Annotated in this window: 16 protein-coding genes; 11 read left to right on the top strand and 5 right to left on the bottom strand. The window is 51.2% G+C overall.

The genetic code is table 11. The features are described 5' to 3' along the window. Nucleotide 1 precedes the first annotated feature (1 nt). Nucleotides 2-775 (top strand): sulfite exporter TauE/SafE family protein, encoded by a 774-nt coding sequence (locus ACXAG2_RS03490; RefSeq protein ID WP_474864592.1) that lies wholly within the window; start codon nucleotides 2-4, stop codon nucleotides 773-775. On the opposite strand, the gene ACXAG2_RS03485 is transcribed toward ACXAG2_RS03490, so the two are convergent. After that, entirely contained in the window at nucleotides 772-2,082 is a 1,311-nt protein-coding gene (locus ACXAG2_RS03485) for a sigma-54 interaction domain-containing protein (RefSeq protein ID WP_474864590.1), read from the bottom strand. The genes ACXAG2_RS03490 and ACXAG2_RS03485 overlap by 4 nt on opposite strands. A gap of 345 nt (nucleotides 2,083-2,427) precedes the next feature. On the opposite strand from ACXAG2_RS03485, the gene ACXAG2_RS03480 reads away from it, so the two are divergent. The 8 genes from ACXAG2_RS03480 to ACXAG2_RS03445 all read left to right on the top strand — a co-directional run bounded on the left by ACXAG2_RS03480 (nucleotide 2,428) and on the right by ACXAG2_RS03445 (nucleotide 10,761). Continuing rightward, on the top strand, nucleotides 2,428-4,002 hold the full coding sequence (locus tag ACXAG2_RS03480) for a cytochrome ubiquinol oxidase subunit I (RefSeq protein ID WP_474864589.1): 1,575 nt from the start codon (nucleotides 2,428-2,430) through the stop codon (nucleotides 4,000-4,002). Beyond that, nucleotides 3,999-5,135: a cytochrome d ubiquinol oxidase subunit II gene (cydB, locus tag ACXAG2_RS03475; protein ID WP_474864587.1), complete on the top strand. Its 1,137-nt coding sequence runs from the start codon at nucleotides 3,999-4,001 to the stop codon at nucleotides 5,133-5,135. The genes ACXAG2_RS03480 and cydB overlap by 4 nt, the downstream gene beginning before the upstream one ends. Nucleotides 5,136-5,143: 8 nt before the next feature. Next, a complete protein-coding gene (gene cydX, locus ACXAG2_RS03470) occupies nucleotides 5,144-5,257 on the top strand; it encodes a cytochrome bd-I oxidase subunit CydX (protein ID WP_119502908.1) in 114 nt (37 codons plus the stop codon). 8 nt (nucleotides 5,258-5,265) lie between these two features. Next, the gene (locus tag ACXAG2_RS03465; protein ID WP_474864585.1) at nucleotides 5,266-6,948 is read left to right on the top strand and encodes an ABC transporter ATP-binding protein/permease; all 1,683 of its coding nucleotides are present in this window, start codon (nucleotides 5,266-5,268) and stop codon (nucleotides 6,946-6,948) included. Then, entirely contained in the window at nucleotides 6,945-8,450 is a 1,506-nt protein-coding gene (locus ACXAG2_RS03460; protein WP_474864583.1) for an ATP-binding cassette domain-containing protein, read from the top strand. The genes ACXAG2_RS03465 and ACXAG2_RS03460 overlap by 4 nt, the downstream gene beginning before the upstream one ends. A 53-nt stretch (nucleotides 8,451-8,503) precedes the next feature. After that, nucleotides 8,504-9,505, top strand: coding sequence for a cation diffusion facilitator family transporter (locus ACXAG2_RS03455; protein WP_474864581.1), 1,002 nt, complete (start codon nucleotides 8,504-8,506; stop codon nucleotides 9,503-9,505). Between the two features lie 137 nt (nucleotides 9,506-9,642). Further along, nucleotides 9,643-10,050, top strand: a complete 408-nt coding sequence (locus ACXAG2_RS03450) for an acyl-CoA thioesterase (RefSeq protein ID WP_119502899.1) — start codon at nucleotides 9,643-9,645, stop codon at nucleotides 10,048-10,050. 3 nt (nucleotides 10,051-10,053) lie between these two features. Beyond that, nucleotides 10,054-10,761: a 2OG-Fe(II) oxygenase gene (locus ACXAG2_RS03445; protein WP_474864579.1), complete on the top strand. Its 708-nt coding sequence runs from the start codon at nucleotides 10,054-10,056 to the stop codon at nucleotides 10,759-10,761. A gap of 23 nt (nucleotides 10,762-10,784) precedes the next feature. Here the strand turns inward: ACXAG2_RS03445 and ACXAG2_RS03440 are convergent, their stop codons facing one another. After that, entirely contained in the window at nucleotides 10,785-11,240 is a 456-nt protein-coding gene (locus ACXAG2_RS03440) for a DUF3299 domain-containing protein (RefSeq protein WP_474864984.1), read from the bottom strand. Nucleotides 11,241-11,449: 209 nt separating this feature from the next. Continuing rightward, on the bottom strand, nucleotides 11,450-14,272 hold the full coding sequence (uvrA, locus tag ACXAG2_RS03435) for an excinuclease ABC subunit UvrA (protein WP_474864577.1): 2,823 nt from the start codon (nucleotides 14,270-14,272) through the stop codon (nucleotides 11,450-11,452). A 172-nt stretch (nucleotides 14,273-14,444) separates the two neighbouring features. Here uvrA and ACXAG2_RS03430 point away from each other — a divergent pair, with 172 nt between their 5' ends. Together ACXAG2_RS03430 and ACXAG2_RS03425 are read left to right on the top strand one after the other, a co-directional pair. Next, nucleotides 14,445-15,788: an MFS transporter gene (locus ACXAG2_RS03430; protein ID WP_474864575.1), complete on the top strand. Its 1,344-nt coding sequence runs from the start codon at nucleotides 14,445-14,447 to the stop codon at nucleotides 15,786-15,788. Nucleotides 15,789-15,917: 129 nt separating this feature from the next. Further along, a complete protein-coding gene (locus ACXAG2_RS03425; protein WP_474864573.1) occupies nucleotides 15,918-16,787 on the top strand; it encodes an alpha/beta hydrolase in 870 nt (289 codons plus the stop codon). Between the two features lie 56 nt (nucleotides 16,788-16,843). Here the strand turns inward: ACXAG2_RS03425 and ACXAG2_RS03420 are convergent, their stop codons facing one another. Both ACXAG2_RS03420 and ACXAG2_RS03415 read right to left on the bottom strand, forming a co-directional pair. Next, complete coding sequence (locus ACXAG2_RS03420) at nucleotides 16,844-18,238, bottom strand: M28 family peptidase (protein ID WP_474864571.1); 1,395 nt, start codon at nucleotides 18,236-18,238, stop codon at nucleotides 16,844-16,846. A 99-nt stretch (nucleotides 18,239-18,337) separates the two neighbouring features. Further along, nucleotides 18,338-20,197: an SLC13 family permease gene (locus tag ACXAG2_RS03415; RefSeq protein WP_474864570.1), complete on the bottom strand. Its 1,860-nt coding sequence runs from the start codon at nucleotides 20,195-20,197 to the stop codon at nucleotides 18,338-18,340. Nucleotides 20,198-20,280 lie beyond the last annotated feature (83 nt).

The raw sequence follows: 20,280 nt of genomic DNA, 5'->3' as shown, positions 1-20,280 counted from the left end.
CTTGGAAGTAGCAAGCTTTACAGATTTATTCACCGGAGGCGGGGCAGTGTCAGCTGCTGTGGCGCTGGGACTGATTATTCTTGCAGGCCTTACGTCAATGATAACAGCTTCATTCGGTGTCGGGGGCGGTGTTATGTTGCTGGCGACCATGGCAACGGTTGTGCCGGTCGCCGCGTTGATCCCTGTGCACGGACTTGTTCAGTTAGGTTCTAACGGGAGCCGTTCGTGGCTGACCCGTTCGCACATCGACTGGGCCATGGTGAAGTGGTTCAGCGGTGGTGCGCTGGCCGGGGCTGTTGCTGCGTCTTTCATTGTGGTGCAACTGCCGCTAATCACCATTCAGTTTACTGTAGCGGGTTTTATCTTATTTTTAGTGTGGGGACCCAAACCGGCGAAAAGGGAGCTGAGCAAAACCGGCCGTTGCATTGCCGGTGCGCTGACGACGGTCGCGACTATGTTTGTGGGCGCGACAGGGCCGCTGGTCGCCGGGTTTGTGCACCGGAATACCGATAATAAGATGACCCTCACCAGTACGTTCGCTACCTGCATGACATTTCAGCATCTGCTTAAAGCCTTTGTTTTCAGCTTTGCCGGATTTGCTTTTTTTCAATGGTTGCCACTGGTAGTTGCTATGGTAGTCAGCGGCTTTACCGGCACCTGGCTGGGGTTGAAAGTGCTGAAAAAAGTGTCTGACGAACGCTTTGCCCTACTGTTTAAAGTTATCGTTACCATACTGGCTCTGCGCCTTATCTGGCAGGCAGTGATGTCGCTCTAACGCCTGCTGAGCGTCAGGCCGTATCGCCGGAGTTTTCTGTAAAGTGTTCTGGTGCTTATGCCAAGCACGTCTGCCAGCGTTTCCGGCGTACCGTCGAAGGCAGAGATGATTTCAGACATGTACGCTTCCTCTGCTTCTTCCAGTGTTTTTAATCGGAGCGGGCCGGACTCCTGTTCGCTTTCCGGTACAGTAAGATGGGAAGGTAAGTCCGCCGGTGTGATGTGTTCATCTACCGATAACAGAGCGGCTTGTTCGGTGACGTTGCGCAATTCTCTGATATTGCCGGGAAATGCATAACGGCTGAGTACGGACAGGGCATCTTTGTTAAAGGTCTTCTTCGTGTGCCCGGCTTGCGCCAGGAATTGCCCGCATAGCGCAGGAATGTCTTCCCTGCGCTGGCGTAGAGAAGGCAGGGCGATGGGAAAGCCGGCAATCCGGTAATAGAGATCTTGTCTGAATTCGCCTTTCTCAACCAGCTGTTTAAGGTTTTTGTGTGTAGCGCAGACCAGCCTGAAATCAGAGTGCTTCAGCTTCAGGCTGCCGACAGGACGGTAAGTTCCTGACTCCAGCAATCGCAGCAGCTTGACCTGCATACTCATGGGCACATCGCCAATTTCGTCAAAAAACACCGTGCCGCCACTGGCCACGTCAATGAGTCCTTTTTTCGACGATGATGCGCCGGTAAATGCCCCTTTCTCGTGGCCGAACAGCTCTGATTCAAATAATGACTCAGTCAGTCCGGTGCATTCAATGACTATAAACGGTTTGTCTTTCCGAGGGCTGCTTTCGTGAATAGCGTGAGCGACAAGTTCTTTTCCGGTGCCTGTTTCTCCCTGCAATAACACGGCAATGTCTGCCGGTGCTGCGCGGCTGATTTGATGCAGCATATTCCTGAAAGACGGCGCACTGCCAATGAGTTTCGCATTACCGGCACGGGGAGAAGCAAAGGTGATCTGCTCCAGCACCTCCAGGTAGCCAAGTACCATGCCATCTTCGTCCTCCACCGGCTTCATTGTGATCTGGCAATGAGAATCGCCTGTGCGGGTTTTGTGATTGTGTACCACTGAGCTTGGTCTTTGTGTACTTTTGCATTCAGCAAGCGGGCAGTCTTCTCCGGCTTGATCACAGGGTACAGCATTGTTGTGAGACACGCTGAAGCAGGTGCTTTTACCGGTGATGATGTGCTCTTCGTAAGTGTCGCGGTAGAGCTGATTAACCGCATGCACCACATAATCCGGCGTGATAAAAATCGCCGGTTTATCAATCGCATTGATCATCGACTGAATAATAGAAATGTTCACGTTCATGCCCCCTCGCCAAGTTATGACAATTATGTCACAGGGTGTGACAAAAATGACCTTATTTTTCCGGTGAGAAAGCTTGCGTTGGATCAAATAGCGGCCTGTTCGAAGGGTGTAAGGTAGCGGCTATGAAATTTGCGATGTATCCGAAGTCGTCCGGTGGCTCAAACATCCCTGTTGTGTTCGTTATTCACGCTTTCTGCGCACAATAATTGCGGTTTTTGATTTATCTCACGCTTCTGTGATTGCCAACGTTACTCTGTGGCACGACTTCTGCTCTGCCAGTGATATTAAATTCGGCTACATCGTCGACATTTCGCCAAATTACTAATTAATCGGGAGATGTTCCTAATGAGCGATACATTACTGGAGTTATCGCGCTGGCAGTTTGCATTGACTGCTATGTTCCACTTTATCTTTGTACCCCTTACCTTAGGTATGACTTTCCTGCTTGCCATCATGGAATCGGTTTACGTGATGACCGGCAAGGAAATCTACAAACAGATGACTAAATTCTGGGGTAAGTTGTTCGGGATAAACTTTGCGATTGGTGTGGCTACCGGCCTCACCATGGAGTTCCAGTTCGGTATGAACTGGTCTTATTATTCACATTACGTGGGTGACATTTTTGGCGCGCCGCTGGCTATTGAAGGCCTGATGGCGTTTTTTCTTGAATCAACCTTCGTCGGACTGTTCTTCTTTGGCTGGGATCGCATGTCAAAAGTGAAGCACCTTATGGCTACCTGGCTGGTGGCTATCGGTTCTAACTTTTCGGCGCTTTGGATCCTTATCGCCAATGGCTGGATGCAAAACCCTGTGGGCGCTGACTTCAATGTTGAATCTATGCGGATGGAAATGACCAGCTTCGCTGACGTTATTTTTAATCCGGTGGCACAAGTGAAGTTTGTACACACTGTTTCTGCAGGCTATACAACAGGCGCAATGTTCGTGCTGGCTATCTCCAGTTATTATTTACTGAAACACAAGCATGTTGCGTTTGCCCGCCGTTCTTTTGCTATCGCTGCGAGCTTTGGTCTGGCGTCTGTGTTGTCAGTCATTATTCTGGGCGATGAAAGCGGATACGAAATTGGTGACGTTCAGAAAGTGAAACTCGCCGCTGTTGAAGCAGAGTACGAAACCCATCCTGCGCCTGCGCCATTCACCATCTTTGGTATTCCCAACGACGAAGAAGAGCGCATGGACTATGCCATTCAAATTCCGTACGCCATGGGCATCATCGCCACCCGCAGCTTTGATGAAGAAGTTACCGGCATCAAAGATTTGAAAGAGCAGCACCGTGTTCGCATTTTATCCGGTGTGCAGGCATACAAGCACATGGAAGCAGTGCGTGACGGTTCAGCCACGCTGGCTGAGCAGGCGCTGTTTGACGCGAATAAAGAAAATTTGGGTTACGCCATGCTGCTGCAACCCTTTACGCAGGATATTACACGGCCTACACCTGAAGCGCTTGAGCGTGCCGTGGATTACAGTATTCCGCCTGTTGCACCGCTGTTTTATTCCTTCCGCTTAATGGTACTGGCAGGGTTTTTAATGCTGGCTCTGTTCGCGGCAGCGTTCTGGTACAGCACTAAACACCGCATTACTCAGCCCCGCTGGTTACTGAAATCAGCCCTCTACGGTTTACCTCTGCCCTGGATTGCCTGTGAAGCAGGCTGGTTCGTCGCCGAGTTTGGTCGTCAACCATGGTCTATTGCAGAAGTACTGCCGGTCCACGTGTCTGTTTCCAATCTGAGTGTGGGTGATGTGGTATTCACCATGGTGGGCTATACCTTGTTCTACACCGTGATGTTCATTATCAGCTTCTACCTGATGAAGAAATTCGCCAAAAAAGGACCGGTTCCTCCCGGCGATGAACAGGATGAAGCAAGCGTAATTGGTTTAACTGAAAAAGGAGCAAACGCATGATCGATTATGAAGTGTTGCGGGTGATCTGGTGGGTCCTTGTCGGCGTGTTACTGATTGGCTTTGCCATTACCGACGGCTTTGATTTAGGTGTAGGTTCGCTGCTGACGATTATCGGGCGTACCGACGAAGAGCGCCGGGTGATGATTAATACCATCGGCCCGCACTGGGACGGCAACCAGGTGTGGTTCATTACGGCCGGCGGCGCTATTTTTGCTGCCTGGCCAATGATTTATGCCACTGCGTTCTCCGGCTTTTACATCGCGTTATTTCTTACGCTTGCTGCGTTATGGATGCGCCCCATCGGTTTTGACTACCGTAGTAAACTGCCGGGTGCAAAGTGGCGTCAGCGTTGGGACTGGGCGTTGTTTGCCGGCGGTTTTGTTCCGGCACTTATCTTTGGTGTTGCGTTCGGAAACCTGCTGCAGGGTGTTCCTTATGAATTTGATAATACGTTGAAATCCACCTATACCGGCTCTTTCTTCGGATTATTGAATCCCTTTGCCATCCTGACCGGTCTGGTATCCGTTGCATTACTGCTTAATCACGGAGCAACCTGGTTGCAAATGAAAACAGACGGTTTTGTTGAAGTGCGTGCCCGTGCTACCTCAGTGATCCTGTCTTTGGTGACTGTGGCGTTATTTATTCTGGCCGGGGTGTTTGTAGCCTTCGGTATCGACGGCTACGTGATGAACTCTGTGGCAGACACTTATGCCGTCTCAAATCCGTTGCATAAAACAGTGATCACTGAAACAGGTGCGTGGATGAACAACTATGGGACTTACCCCTGGATGATCATTGCACCGGCACTGGGTATTGCAGGTGGCCTGGCGTGCGCGGCCTTTTCAAAAGCAGGCCGTGCGGGATGGGCATTTGTGTCCAGTTCTGCCATGATAGCCGGCGTTATTTTAACGGCGGGGTTCTCAATGTTCCCGTTCCTGATGCCAAGCAGCACCATGCCGGATGCAAGTCTGACAATGTGGGATGCCACATCCAGTGAAATGACATTACGTGTGATGTTCTTCGTAGCCTGTGTATTTGTACCCATCGTACTGTCTTACACCATCTACGGGTTCTACGTGATGCGTGGAAGAGTTAAACAATCTGATTTAGATAAATCTCACGCGATTTATTAGGAGGCATTATGTGGTATTTCACCTGGATCCTTGGCATTTTACTGGCTTGCTCATTTGGCATTATCAATGCCATGTGGCTGGAGTCTACCGAGAACATGGACCGCCCTGATACTGAAGAATAAGGGATAATTTGAGTCGTTCCCTCTCACTCACCAGCTGGTTTCAGCAATCCGTTGCCACCGGAAATCCTGCTCCCCGCAGGGCTCTGGTGGCGCTTACTGTCCTCCACGTTTTACGTGATGCTGCGCTCATTGCGGCATACTGGGGTTTTGCTGCCATGGTGTCGCAGTGGATCATTGACGGGGTTGCCGCTTCGTCCTCACTGTTATGGTTTACTGCAATTTGCCTTGCCGGCGTGTGGCTGAGTCAGGGCTGCAGCATCTGGTTGAATCACCACGGCAGACTAAAACTGCTCTTTCGCTTACAGCAACAGCTATTGCGCACATTTGGCCGTCAGCAACATGCTTTAGTGCGTCAGCATTCAACCTTTCACTGGCAAACCTTGTGGCAAATGCACATCCCTGCTGTGGTGAACTGGCATTTTGATTACCGTGTTCAGCAACTGGTGGCGGTGGTAGTGCCGCTTTTTGCTCTTGTGGTCATTTTCAGTGTCAGCATAGTTGTGGGCGGGAGTTTGTTGATCACTTTACCCATTGTACCGCTGTTTATGATACTGGTTGGTAAAGGTGCCGCGGTATTGCACCGCAAGCATTTTATTGCTCTTGAGCGGCTGGGGCGGCTGTTTACAGACCGGATATCCGCGTTGCCGCTGTTGGCCATGTTTAACGCCCATGATGCACAGGCCAGACGTTTAGACACTGCTGGCAAAAGCTTAAGAGAGCGCACCATGAAAGTGGTCTCGGTGGCGTTTTTGTCTACTACCGTACTGGATTTTTTCTCCACCCTCGCCGTTGCGTTAATTGCTGTGTATATCGGGTTTACATTGCTTGGCGAGTTCAATTTAGGCGAAACAATAGACCTTCAACAAGGTTTGTGGCTCTTATTAACGGCCCCTTTGCTGCTTTCTGAGATGAAGAAGCTTGGGCAGTTTTATCATCAAAAAGCGCAGGCTGAGTCTGCCATGGAGGCGATTCAGGATTTATTACAGGATTCCCCGCCGGACGAAGTGCCCGCAAGCCATGGCGAAGTGCCAGCAACGAGGGACGAAGCTGCACCCATCACACTAGCCGGAGAGCTCACCCGTTCGCCTGCGTTAAGCGCAAATACACTTACCATCAACACCGGTGACTGGATCCGGTTAAATGGTGCATCCGGTGCAGGAAAAACCGTGCTGATGGAGTTACTGAGCGGTCAGCGCCCGGGATTAGCAAAGCCGGTATCAGATTACGTTCTGCTCACGCAAACGCCGGTTATTCTGCCGGGCACGGTAAGAGAGAACCTGTGTCTGGCTATGACCTGTTCTGACACGCAGTTACTTGCGGTACTGGACAGTGTGGAACTGGGGGCCTGGATCACTATGTTACCTGCGGGACTGGATACGCCAATGGGTGAGCATCCGCCTTTATCCGGTGGTCAGGCGCAGCGGCTGGCCATTGCCCGGTTGTTACTCCGGCAAGCACCGGTGTGGTTTCTGGACGAACCCACCGCCCATTTGCCCCAGTCTCAGCATGAAGCGATTTGTCAGATTATCCATCGTAACTGTCAGCATGCAACTGTCATCTGGGCATCGCACAAGCCATTGCCATCTGACTGGTTCAGCGCGCACTGGCTGATAAAGGATGGACGTGTTTTCCATACCGCAAGCGCAGAATTATCCGGAACAGAGGGTGAAACAACAGGAGCAGACGAATGAAGCAAATCCCTGTAGTCAGCTTATTGCTTGCCATTGCTCACACCAGTGCCGGACTGCTCATTCTTATATTCTCAAGCTGGTTCATTGCGGCCTGCGCACTGATGCCGGTTAACTTCAACTATATGCTGCCGGCAGTCATCATCCGCGCCCTGGCGCTGGTACGAATTGGTGCCGGCTACGGACACATGTGGCTGGCGCATCACGATTTGCTGGGACGTACCACGGTGCTTCGCAGTGAACTGTTCAGCAAGCTGAAAGACCATGTTTTACATGAAAAAGCGGGCGATGTGGAAAAGCTTGCCGCCCAAACTGAATTGTTGTCATCGGTATGGGTGGGATGGGTTGCCCATAAGGCAAGCGCGGTTGTGCTGGTTATTCTGGCAACGGGCATTGTCACGCAACTGGCGCTGCCCGGCACGTTGGCGATGCGGGTCATGGCGGGCCTCTGGCTCGTACTAACATTGTGGCTTGTAGTGTACGGACTTAATCAGTCAGCGAAACAAACCGCTGAAGAAAAGCGTTTCCGGTTCGATTCAGAGCATTTCTTTAACAGCAGCAGTTTGTGGCATTTATCTGTTAATCGTCGCAACCCTCATTTTGCCTCTGCTCCCGGGCTGGACAAAGTGTGGCGTTATCAGTTTGCCACGGACGTAGCCGGGCAATGGGCATTATGGTTGCTGCATGGCTGTGCTATCCTGGCGCTGGTGGCCTTGTTTGCTTTCAATCAGGATAAGGGATTTGGCGACCCGGCATCACTGATTGTTCCCATGTTGCTACTGAGTATTACCGACTGGCTCGGACGGTCAGTGACGACTGCCGCACACCTGGGGCGCTACCGCCAGGCGAAAAGTGCGTTGGCTCAATCAGGAGCCATAGCCTTGCCGGCCATTCACGACACCCAACCCCGGGGGCAAATTCAACTGGAAAGCTTTCAGGCTGTAAATGTCTTGTCAGGTATCGATGCAACTTTGCCTGTTAAAGGTCTGGTTGTGTTATCCGGGCCCTCCGGCTGCGGTAAGTCATCGTTACTTAAAGCACTGGCCGGTCTGGTACAGGCGAAAGGTGATTTGCGTTTTGATGGTGATATTGTGCCGGCCGGCAGACGCAAGGGGTGGGTGTATGCTGAGCAGTCGCCGGTATTGCTGGAGGCCACATTAAGAATGAATCTGGTGCCGGATGAGTCTGTTCAAAGCGACCGGGCACTGAATAATGCGCTTTCTCAATTCGGTCTGGGGCACTTCTCACAACTGGACGAGTGGCTGGGACAGGGAGGCAGAGTACTCTCCGGTGGCGAGGCAAGACGTGTATCGTTAAGTCGGACTTTGCTTGCTTCGCCAAAGGTCTGGCTGGTTGATGAGCCGTTTGAAGGGCTGGATACCGGCAATCAGCAATATGTCGCCGCCGGGCTGACTGCGGCGGCAGAAAATGCGCTGGTGATTATCGCTACCCATGTCACACCGGAAGATATCCGGTGTTCTGCAGACCAATGGATTGAAATGTAACAGGTTTGCCAGCAAACTGGGGGCAGCTTTTAATAAAACTGCCGGAGACGCTTTTGCATTCCCACGATCATTATCACGGACACCACCACGGGCATCATCATGTCAGCGACGGGCAGCGCATCGGCTGGGCGTTCTGGCTTAACTTTATCTTCACGATCATCGAATTTATCGGCGGCTGGCTCACTAACTCCGTGGCAATTATGGCTGATGCCGTTCACGACTTAGGGGATTCGCTATCCATAGGCCTGGCCTGGTATCTCAGCAAAGTAGGGCACAAAAAAGCCGACGAACAATACACTTATGGTTACAAGCGCCTGAGTTTGCTGGGCGCGATGATCAATGGGCTGATTTTGATTGTGGGTTCCGTTTGGGTGTTATCGGAAGCCATTCCCCGTTTGTGGGCACCTGAAATGCCCGTGACTGAAGGCATGATTGCGCTGGCGATTTTAGGGATCGTGGTCAATGGCGTAGCCGCTTACAAGCTGTCTGGCGGAAACACGCTTAATGAAAAAGTACTGAACTGGCACTTACTGGAAGATGTACTCGGGTGGGTTGCCGTACTGATCGTGGGTATTGTGTTGCAATTCGTAAACTGGCCGGTGCTTGACCCTCTACTCTCGGTGCTGTTTACCCTGTTTATTTTGTTCAATGTAGGCCGCTACGTTTATCAGACAGTACGCTTATTTTTACAGGGCAGTCCGGATGCTAAACAACAGCAGGAAATTCACTCTGCATTATTATCTGTTGAACACGTCAGCAACCTTCACCATGTCCATTTCTGGTCTCTTGACGGCGAACAGCATGTGCTGACTGCTCACATTGAGCTGGCCTGCGACGTGGATGCCGCCACAGCCCGGGCCCTTAAAAAGCAAATAGACGACAAGCTCTCCGGATTTAATCTGGCACATACCACCATTGAACTTGAAATGCCCGGTGAGGTCTGCCGGGATACTGATGACCATGACCATGACCATGACCATGACCATGACCATGACCATGACCATGACCATGACCATGACCATGACCATGACCATGACCATGACCATAAAGATTGATTTGCGAAAATAAAACAGAGAAAAGGCGCTGATTAGCGCCTTTATCATTTCTGCAGTTTTCGGTGTGCTCTTTAGCTGGCGGCAACTAGCAGGTATGCTGAGTATGTTTCCTCAATACAACGACAGGACGAATAACGATGACAAAAACCGAACCTATGGAAACGACGTTTGACGTGCGCTTTTATGAAACAGACGGGCTTGGTCACGTGGGTAACACCGTGCATGTGGGATGGCTGGAAGCCGCAAGAGACCCTTTATTCCGGCTGTTTGTACCAGACCTGGACTTAACCGCCTGGCCACTGATTCTGGCCAGCTACAAGGTCGACTTTCTGAAGCAAATTTATTATGGAAAATCCGTCACCGTGAAAACATGGGTAGGGCGCCTGGGGAGCAGCTCTTTTGATGTGTATCAGGAGATCTGGCAGGAGGGTGAGCACTGCGCAACGGGAACGACCACTATGGTGCATTTCAATTACAACACGCAAAAAGCCGAACCTGTTCCTGATGCAGTAAGGGAAAAGATGCAGAATTGGTTGAAGGACTAGTCGATGTACGGAAAAGACACAGATTTTATTACGGTAACAGACGACGTCCTGTCACCGGAGCTATGTAAAGATATCATCGCCGCATTTGATGGCAGCGCTAACCTTGCTCCCGGCAAAACCGGCGGAGGGATTGATACTGACAAAAAGCGCAGCACAGATGTTTCCTTCACTCAGGATCCTGTATTCCAACCCTTTCACAAAGAGGTAATGACGAAGACGGGAAATGAACTGTTAAAGTATATTGATGAGTATTTCTTTGCGCTGGTAGGGCCCATTGGCCTGACAGTGAGACATCCGCAAACCGGGCAACCGGTGAAGCTTACCGGCGACAACTATGCGGAAGTGGGGCGCCCGAATCTGGCCAATATGGTGAATTATTTGTTCAGGATCGGAGATATCAATACCCAGCGTTATAAAGCCGCAGAAGGGGGGTACCCGTACTGGCATTCAGAAGTCTATCCGCAACTTCAACACAATGATGCCCTGCACCGCGTTATGCTGTTTATGTTTTACTTAAATGATGTAGAAGAAGGCGGGGAAACGGATTTTTACTATCAGAGAAAAAGTATCAAGCCGAAAGCGGGCAGAATGGTGATTGCACCTGCTCACTTTACCCATACTCACCGGGGCAATATTCCGGTGAGTAATGATAAGTACATCCTCACTTCATGGATGCTGTTCAACCGCGCTGAACAAATTTATACGCAGTAATTTCTGCGTATTATGCTGGCGGATCAGTACGCGGTGACGGAAACACCGGTCATACGGTAGCCCACTGAGGCGATATCGCCTTTCCAGCCTTCGGTAGACAGGGTGCCGGTTACCCAGATGGCGTCGTATAAATCTTCGATGGCGACGCCCTTTTCAAAGGTCACATGCACGATTTGGTTGGATGCCGGTGGTGGAACGTGAATACATGCGCCGAAATAGGGAACCAGTAAAAATTCTGTGGTCAGTTCGTCAGTACCTTCCAGCGGCACCACAAACCCCGGTATTTTAACCAGCTTATCATTGTACTTTTCAACCACTGGCGCATCAGGCTGCAATTGTGCCATGGTACTTTCGTGGCTGGCAACCGGCGGCGGAGCGAGTTCGTTAAAGCCCGGCGGGACCAAATCTTCCCAGTAAACCTCTTCAGGTTCGTTTGCCTGTGCTGGTATTGCCATGACTGAGATGATCAAAGTTAGCATTGCGGTGATTTTGTGTGATAAAGCCATAGTTCACTCTTGTCGTTATTACTGTGTCGCCGGAGGCAGCATTTCAGGATACAGATACTATTATCGCATGGATCCCTGAAGGGGAAAGTGCCGTTCAGCGATGGCTGATGCCTGATAGACGAAAGATACAAAAAAGCGGCGTGTCCTTAACGGATCACGCCGCTTTTCAGAGAAGCTGTTTTTTACAGCATCGGCTTCAGGAACCGGCCGGTATGAGACTGCTTCGCTTTAGCAATGTCTTCCGGTGTACCTTCTGCGATTATCTGACCGCCCCCTGAACCGCCTTCGGGGCCAAGATCGACAAGCCAGTCAGCGGTTTTGATAACATCCAGGTTGTGCTCAATGACCACGACAGTGTTGCCATGATCTCTCAGGCGGTGCAGTACAGCCAGCAACTGTTTAATATCATGGAAATGCAGACCGGTAGTCGGTTCATCCAGAATGTAAAGTGTCTGGCCGGTGTCCCGCTTCGACAATTCTTTTGCCAGTTTCACCCGTTGCGCTTCACCACCGGACAGCGTTGTTGCAGCCTGGCCTAAACGTACGTATGACAAGCCCACATCAATCAGTGTTTGCAGCTTACGGGCTATGGCAGGAATGGCGTCAAAGAACTCTCTGGCCTCTTCCACCGTCATTTCCAGCACTTCGTGAATGTTCTTTGCTTTGTACTGAATTTCCAGCGTTTCACGGTTGTACCGTTTACCTTTACACACATCACATGGCACATATACGTCTGGCAGGAAGTGCATTTCTACCTTAATGACACCGTCGCCCTGACAGGCTTCACAGCGGCCACCTTTTACGTTAAAGCTGAAGCGGCCCACTTTGTAACCCCGTGAACGGGCTTCCTGCGTTCCGGCAAATAATTCACGGATGGATGTAAAAATGCCTGCGTAAGTGGCCGGATTCGACCGGGGCGTACGGCCAATCGGGCTCTGATCGATGTCGACCACTTTATCCATCATTTCCAGCCCTTCCATGGTTTTGTAAGGAGCCGGCTCAGATGTGATGGCTTTATTCAGTTCGCGGTGCGCAATTTTAAAGAAGGTATCGTTAATCAGCGTCGATTTGCCTGAGCCCGATACGCCGGTAACGCAGGTCATTACGCCAACCGGGATCTTCAGGGTTACATCTTTCAGGTTGTTGCCTGAGGCACCTGTCAGCGTTAACCATTTATCATCTTTCGCACTGTTGCGCTTTTCCGGTACTTCAATTTTCTCACGACCAGACAGATATTTGCCGGTAAGTGAGTCTTCACTGTCAAGAATGTCCTGCATGGTGCCGGCAGCAATGACCTGACCACCATGAACACCGGCGCCGGGGCCGATATCAACAATGTAATCCGCCTCGCGGATAGCATCTTCATCGTGCTCGACCACTAATACGGTGTTACCTAAATCCCGTAGGTGCGTGAGCGTTTTCAGCAGGCGTTCGTTATCACGTTGGTGCAGACCGATGGAAGGTTCATCGAGTACGTACATAACGCCGACAAGCCCGGCACCAATCTGGCTGGCCAGACGGATACGCTGGGCTTCACCGCCTGAAAGGGTATCGGCACTGCGGGACATAGACAGATAATTCAGACCTACGTTAACCAGGAAGCCCAGGCGGTCGAGAATTTCTTTTAAAATCTTCTCGGCAATCTGCGCTCTTTGCCCGCTCAGGCTCAGTGTTTCGAAGAAATTAAAGGCGTCGGCGATAGACATATCTGCGATTTTCGGCAGATTGGTGCCTTCAATAAATACGTTTCGCGCTTCCGTACGCAGTCGTGTTCCGCCGCAGCTGTTACAGGGTTGCTGACTCAGGTTTTTAGCCAGTTCTTCCCTGACTGCATTGGACTCAGTTTCGCGGTAGCGACGTTCCATATTCGGAATGATGCCTTCGAACGGATGCTTGCGCTCCATCACATCGCCGCGCTCGTTAATGTACTTGAAGTTCAGCGACTTACCCTTTGAACCGTACAGCACCACATCACGTGCCTCGTCAGAAAGCTCGCGGAAAGGCGCTGTAAGGCTGAATTTGTAAGCATCGGCTACAGCTTGCAGCATTTGAAAGTAGTAGTAGCTTCGTTTATCCCAGCCACGGATCGCGCCGCCGGATAAACTCAGCTCGTCATTCGAGACCACCAGAACCGGATCGAAGAACTGTCTTGTTCCCAGTCCGTCACAAGTGGGGCAGGCACCGGCAGGGTTGTTAAATGAGAACAACCGTGGCTCCAGTTCACTTAAACTGTAACCACAATGAGGACAGGCAAAATTTGCGGAGAACATGATTTCGTCCGCGTCCGGCTCATCCATGTAAGCGACTTTGGCATTTCCGCCAGCCAGTTCCAGTGCTGTCTCAAAGGACTCTGCCAGACGAAGTTGCAAATCGTCCCGCACTTTAAACCGGTCGACCACCACTTCAATGGTGTGCTTTTTGCGCAAATCCAGTTCGGGTGGATCGGATAAATCACACACTTCGCCGTCGATGCGGGCCCGGATAAAGCCTTGCGCAGCAAGATTCTGCAATGTTTTGACGTGCTCACCTTTCCGCTCCTGAATAACCGGTGCCAGCAGCATCAGCTTGGTACCTTCAGGCATAGACAGCACTTTATCTACCATCTGACTGATAGTCTGGGCGTCCAGCGGTACATCGTGGTCAGGACAACGTGGTGTACCGACCCGCGCAAACATTAAACGTAAGTAATCATAAATTTCTGTAATGGTACCAACGGTTGAGCGGGGGTTGTGCGACGTCGACTTTTGTTCAATGGAAATGGCCGGTGACAACCCTTCGATGTGATCTACGTCCGGTTTTTCCATCATTGATAAAAACTGACGGGCATACGCCGACAATGATTCAACATAACGGCGCTGACCTTCAGCGTACAGTGTGTCGAATGCTAATGAGGATTTACCGGAGCCAGACAGACCCGTAATCACAACAAGTTTGTCTCTGGGAAGGGTTAAATCGATGTTTTTGAGGTTGTGGGTGCGGGCACCGCGAATTTCGATTTTATCCATTGAAGCCTGAGAATTGCCAAAAGAGAAAGTATGCCACAACGGGCACGAAAATTAATCATTAACTACGTTTAAGTTATTAGTCGGATCACACCCGGAGCATTATCAGACACTGGGCGAATGTTGGTTTTGTGTTACACTTCGCGGCCTGAGAAAGAGAAGCACGGGAACACACTTGAACGCACTTGAAGTTCGCGCCGCATTGGCACTGGCGCTGGTATATGTATTGCGCATGATGGGGCTGTTTATGGTCATGCCCGTGCTGGCCGTGGCGGCGATGGATTACCCTGATTATTCACCTTTGCTGGTGGGTTTAGCGATAGGTGGTTACGGACTGACTCAGGCAGCGCTGCAAATTCCCATGGGCATGATGTCAGACCGTTGGGGCCGCAAACCGGTTATTCTGCTCGGACTGTGTATTTTTGCCGCCGGCTCTTTCATCGCCGCATCAGCCGACAGTATGGTGATGATGATCGCAGGACGTATCCTGCAGGGGGCGGGTGCTATTGCCGGCGCAATTATGGCGCTGGCCACTGATGTGAGCCGGGAAACCCAGCGTGCCAAAGTCATGGCCGTCATTGGTATTGCCATTGGCTTCTCATTCTATCTTGCGGTGCTTGTAGGTCCCTTAATTGCTCAGAACTGGGGACTGTCCGGCGTATTTGGTGTCACCGGTGTGCTTGCTATTTGTTGTATGCCGCTGGTCAAATGGGTGGTGCCTGATGTCAGTATCAGCGCCAGCGGAGATACCCTTCCGCATGTGTCTGAAATCAAATCTCTGTTTGTTTCACCCCAGCTCTGGCGACTGAATGTCAGCGTGATGGCGCTGCATATGATGATAACTCTGTTGTTTGTTCAGTTGCCTGTTACTCTGACTCAGTTTGATATGACACTGGAGAGCCACTGGACGATTTATTTACCGGTATTGGCAGTTTCGATTATCGGTCTGATAGTGCTGATGGGGATCAGCCGCGGGCAAACGCCGAAATCCGTGGTGATTACCGCTGCAGCGTTGATGATGACCGCTTTTCTGATGCTGAATATGCAGGACCACCACATGTGGGTCGTGTTTGCAGCGGTCATCCTGTTTTTTACCGGTTTTAACTATCTTGAAGCCAGCCTGCCGGCACTGGTCTCTACTATTGCTCCGGCCGGGCAGAAGGGCAGTGCAATGGGCATTTATGCCAGCTTTCAGTTCTTCGGAGCGTTCCTGGGCGGTGTCTTGTCCGGCGTCGTGACTGACATCTGGACACCTAAAACCGCTTACCTCGCAGGCGCCACCGGTGCGTGTGTCTGGATGGTCATATTGTTTGGCCTGAAAGAAGTGATGAAGCTAAAGCGGCTTTCCATGCAGGTATCATTCGATAAGGTCGATCCTGCAGTACTGGAAACTGAACTGCATAAACTGGAAGGTGTCCATGAAGTGGTGGCTTCCCGTGAAGAAAGTGCAGTTTATCTGAAAATCACCAAAGCATTTGATACGTCGGCCGCGCGGGCGCTGCTGGCCAAATACGCCTGATGTTTCAGGTGTTCCTGTATTAATCCTGATTTCCGTTGCTACCGTATCCTGATTACTTTGCGGCGGTAGCGGATTACTGTAATGTATCCTGTTGTAATGTCCCTGATAGTTAAATGAGCGTATAGTTAAGTGTTCAGATTGGTTCGTAATTTTCTTTTGCTGGCATGTGTCTTTCAGCTTTCGGGCTGTGCTATTGATGTCAGTTCCTCCAGTTTCCTGCATCAGGATGCCTCCGCGTCCGGCCTTGATACCACTGCACTGAGTCAGGCTGTGAATAAAGATGAAGCGGCGATGACCATTACCACGGTAGAAATCGTGAATGGTGAAGAGCTGACACTTAAAGGTGTGGCTGTGGCGTATCCGGACCCTATCGTTAACGTTGTGTTGTTTGCCGACAATGGCATGACCATCAGTAAAAATTCTGCGCTGTTGCACGAATTCGGAAAGCTGCCGGCGAATGTGTTGTGGGTGGATTATCAGGGCATGGGGGCCAGCGATAAGGCCAAAAGAGCAAGAATGTATAATCTCAAACGGGATTCTCTGCTGGTATACGATTATGCCAAAGAAGTGTTCGCCAATGATTTACCCACGGTGGTACACGGCATTTCCATGGGGACTATTTTTGCCAGCTATGTAGCTGTGAAGCGGGACATCGACGGTCTGGTACTCGACAGTGCGATTAACAAAGTGAATGATGTTGTACAGAACATGGTACCGGACTGGACTAAAACATTCACCTTTCTAAAAGTGTCTCCGGAACTGGCGATTATCGAAAACGATGATTTTATCCGTCAGTTTGATAAGCCGCTTTTCCTGGTGGTAGGAGACAAAGACCGGACTACGCCGATCACGTTCAGCCGGGAGTTGTATGAAGTGTCACCCAGCACAGATAAGTGGATTTACGTTGTACCGGGCGGTAAGCACAACAAGTCTATGACATATCCCGATGTGAAAGGGCAGTACCGGATGTTCGTGCGCTCGCTGAAGTCCGGCAGATAAAGACTACGCGGCGCAACAGGCAAAAGAGCGGCATGGCCGCTCTTTTTCGTTTCAGGCTATTTTCTGAAGTTGGTTTCTGAGGTTGCAGCCCAGAATGCGAAGGCGCTGAAGATCCCGGTATTTACCTTCAGTGCTTCCGGCTCAACTTTATCCAGCGTATCGTTCTCAGTGTGGTGGTAGTCGAAATAATCACTGCCGTCCGGAGAGAAGTTAATCGCCGGCTGACCGGCTTCGCCCAGTGCACTCATGTCTGACTGGCCCTTAGCGTCGTTTTTGTCTGACATTCCCACACCGTAAGGTGCAAGGTATTCAGCAAAGTCGCGCACTTCAGACAGTGCCTGTGTGCCAACGCCCGGAGTCAGTTCGTAAATAGCGCCGTTACCAAAATCCCACTCTGCGCCAATGACGTGCTTATCCATATCATTCTTATGCTGTACAACATAATCTTTGGCTCCGTAGAGTCCGATTTCTTCAGCAGCAAACAGAATTACCCGTACAGTGCGGGCCGGACGCTGTGGTAACTCAGCAATATAGTGACCTGTCGCCAGCGTAATACCGATGCCGATACCGTCATCAATGGCTCCGGTACCCACATCCCAGCTGTCCAGGTGTGCTCCCAGCGTGACAACTTCTTCCGGGTGTTCACTGCCGGTCACATCGCCGATAACATTGGCGATGGTCGCTACGCGGCCCGTAGGTCCGCTGGCAGACGTATTGAGGGAAAACATGACCGGCTCATCACGGGACAGCATGTTATCCAGTAGATCTGCGTCGGGATTTGAAATCGCCACAGCAGGAATGCGTTTAATGTTTTCTTCGTATTGCATCACCCCGGTGTGAGCAAGACGGTTGTCATCGGTGCCTACTGAGCGTAACAGAAATGCTACAGCGCCTTTTTCAGCAGCAATTGAAGCACCGGCTACTCTGGCGCCAACGGCTTTACCGTAGCCGTGTCCGTCTTTGTGACGTTCCATGCGGTATGCCACATAGGCTATTTTGCCATCAAGAGAACCGGGTTTAGCGGCTTTCAGTGCGTCCAGCGTAGCAAACCGGACAACTTCAGCTTCGAGGGGTTTACCGTCTGTTCCCACACTGCCGCCAAGTGCCAGCGCTGTGACTTTATGCGGGTAAGGGGCTGAAATTGACGCGGTTAAATCGCCGCGGGTCCACAGCGGAACCTTACTTTCTTCAATCCATACTTTATCGAAACCCAGGCGCTTCATGGTGTCCTGAGCCCACGCGACAGCCTTTTCAGAACCGGGTGTCCCGGCAAGCCTGGGGCCGACTTCTGTGGTCAGAGATTCGATGATCTGATAAGACAGATTGTCCTGTCTTGCGTTGGTTTGTAATAAATCCAGAATGACTTTCTGATCGTCAGTGACTGCCTGACTTTGCAGAGGAAGCGCGAAACAGGCACCGGTGAGCAGTGCCAGCAGGGTTTTATTTTTCATTGTTGTTCCTGTGTAGCGGAAGCGGGTTGAGAACCCTACTTTAACGCCTGTTGTGTTCGCAATTCACGGCATTTACGACCGTTACGGCAATGCAAAGGATTAAAGGGGACCGTTACCCTGCCAGGGAAACACCAGGGGGACAAACCAGTATGTGACTGCGAAAACTATCAGAAGAAGCGGTGTGCCCAGCTTAATGAAATCGATGAAACGGTAACGGCCCGGCTCTACCACCAGCGTGACCACCGGCGAGGCCACAGGGGTTAGAAATGCTGCGGAGGCAGCAAACAATACCGTCACTGCCAGCGGATAAGGAGATACTCCTGCCTGCTCTGCAGCGGTGATGGCAATCGGGGCCATCAGTACCGCTGATGCGGTATTAGAAAGAAAGTTGGTGAGTACTACGGTAATAAAAAACAGCAGCACCAGGAGAACTTGCGGATCTTTTCCTCCCGCCAGTGTCATCAACATACCGACGATTATTTGCGTCCCGCCGCTGGTGTCCAGGGCTGTGGCAAGGGGAAGCATGCCGGCAATCAGTACCAGTGACTGCCAGTGTATCGCTCTGTAAGCCTCTTCAGCAGATAAGCACCGCCCTGTAACCGCCACCGCTACCAGCATCAGAACGGCGATGACCAGTGGCATGACATCGAACAACGAAATCAACACCATCACGGCAACAATTATGAGTGCCAGCGGCATTTTCTTATAAGCCGGTGCAACGTCATCTCCTTCTGAGGCCCGTTCAAGGACAACGAAGTCGTGGTTCTGATCTTTCAGCGCTTTAATGTTTTTCCAGGCGCCGGTCACCAGCAGGCTGTCAGACGGGGCCAGCCGCACATCTTCTGCAGCCGGTATGGCTTGCTGATTGCGGCGAAGGCCAATGACATCCAGGTGATACCTGTCGCGGAACCGCACATCCTTAATTGTTTTTCCTGCCAGCCTGGAATTCGGGTGAATAAGCACTGCTGTTGCACCAAGCTCCCAGTTTTCCTGTTGTTTCTGCGTTGCAGACAGTGTTACTGGCTTTAGCTGAAGTGAAGTACAGGCCGTGTGAAGTTGCTCCGGATCGCCTGAAAGATGAAGAATATCTTTTTCCGATAACACAAAACCGGCGTGAGGCGCCGTGAAATACTGATGTTGTCCGTTTTGATGGCGGGCAATGCCGATAATGCGGATGCCGTAACCGGTATAGAGTTCGCTCATCCCGACAGTCACGCCGTTCAGTGAGCTTCGGGCGCTTATCATCACATCAGTGATCTCACGGTCGCTGCGGTAATCTTCCATCAGATGCGCCAGTTTCCGGTGATAGATATTCGGAACCTGCGCGGCATCGTTCTGTGGCAGTAATTTGCGGCCTGCAAAAACGACAAAAATAATGGTGGCAGCAAGAATGAGGAGGCCGGGTAACGAGAAGGAAAAGAACCCTAAAGGCGCGTAGCCGGACTCACTGAGTCTCGCGCTGATCACCAGATTTGGCGGCGTGGCAATCAGTGTGAGCATTCCAGACACCAGTGCGGCGAATGACATGGGAAGCAACAGTGACGACGCAGGCAGTTGATTGCGTTTTGCAATACCGAGAATGACAGGAATGAAAATCGCCACCACCGCAGTGGAGCTCATGATGGCACTCAGAAAGGCGCTGGCAAGCATAATAATGGCCAGCAGGCCGTGTTTGCTCTTCTTGCCGGCAGACTGAATGATGTCGCCGGTGATACTGGCTACGCCGGTTTTATCCAGCATTTCACCGATGACCAGCAGACCGGCAATCAGTACAACCACGCTGTTGCCGAAGCCGGATACCGCCTCGCGGGCAGACATGATGCCGCTTAGGGTGAGGGCTGAAATGACCCCGATGGCAATAAAATCGTAGCGCACTTTATTGCTGAGCATGGCTGCTGCAGCCAGGGCTATCAGTCCGAATACAAACCAGGCATGAAGGGATGCGTCCAGTGCAAACACAGACTTATTCCGTGTGAGAATGAAAGAGTTCTCAGCTTACTCCGCACGTGCCTGTCTGAACAGACCCTGATATGCGCAGGATC

Source organism: Alteromonas sp. ABH4_456 (genome assembly GCF_056160645.1).
Note: the sequence above shows the minus strand (reverse complement) of the source record. Positions and strands in the feature narration are given on the sequence as shown.

Coding starts and splice junctions, on each gene's coding strand:
- ACXAG2_RS03440 (WP_474864984.1), bottom strand. CDS start 11,240: ATGCTAACTTTGATCATCTCAGTCATGGCAATACCAGCACAGGCAAAC.
- cydX (WP_119502908.1), top strand. CDS start 5,144: ATGTGGTATTTCACCTGGATCCTTGGCATTTTACTGGCTTGCTCATTT.
- ACXAG2_RS03420 (WP_474864571.1), bottom strand. CDS start 18,238: ATGAAAAATAAAACCCTGCTGGCACTGCTCACCGGTGCCTGTTTCGCG.
- ACXAG2_RS03450 (WP_119502899.1), top strand. CDS start 9,643: ATGACAAAAACCGAACCTATGGAAACGACGTTTGACGTGCGCTTTTAT.
- ACXAG2_RS03485 (WP_474864590.1), bottom strand. CDS start 2,082: ATGAACGTGAACATTTCTATTATTCAGTCGATGATCAATGCGATTGAT.
- uvrA (WP_474864577.1), bottom strand. CDS start 14,272: ATGGATAAAATCGAAATTCGCGGTGCCCGCACCCACAACCTCAAAAAC.
- ACXAG2_RS03445 (WP_474864579.1), top strand. CDS start 10,054: ATGTACGGAAAAGACACAGATTTTATTACGGTAACAGACGACGTCCTG.
- cydB (WP_474864587.1), top strand. CDS start 3,999: ATGATCGATTATGAAGTGTTGCGGGTGATCTGGTGGGTCCTTGTCGGC.
- ACXAG2_RS03480 (WP_474864589.1), top strand. CDS start 2,428: ATGAGCGATACATTACTGGAGTTATCGCGCTGGCAGTTTGCATTGACT.
- ACXAG2_RS03460 (WP_474864583.1), top strand. CDS start 6,945: ATGAAGCAAATCCCTGTAGTCAGCTTATTGCTTGCCATTGCTCACACC.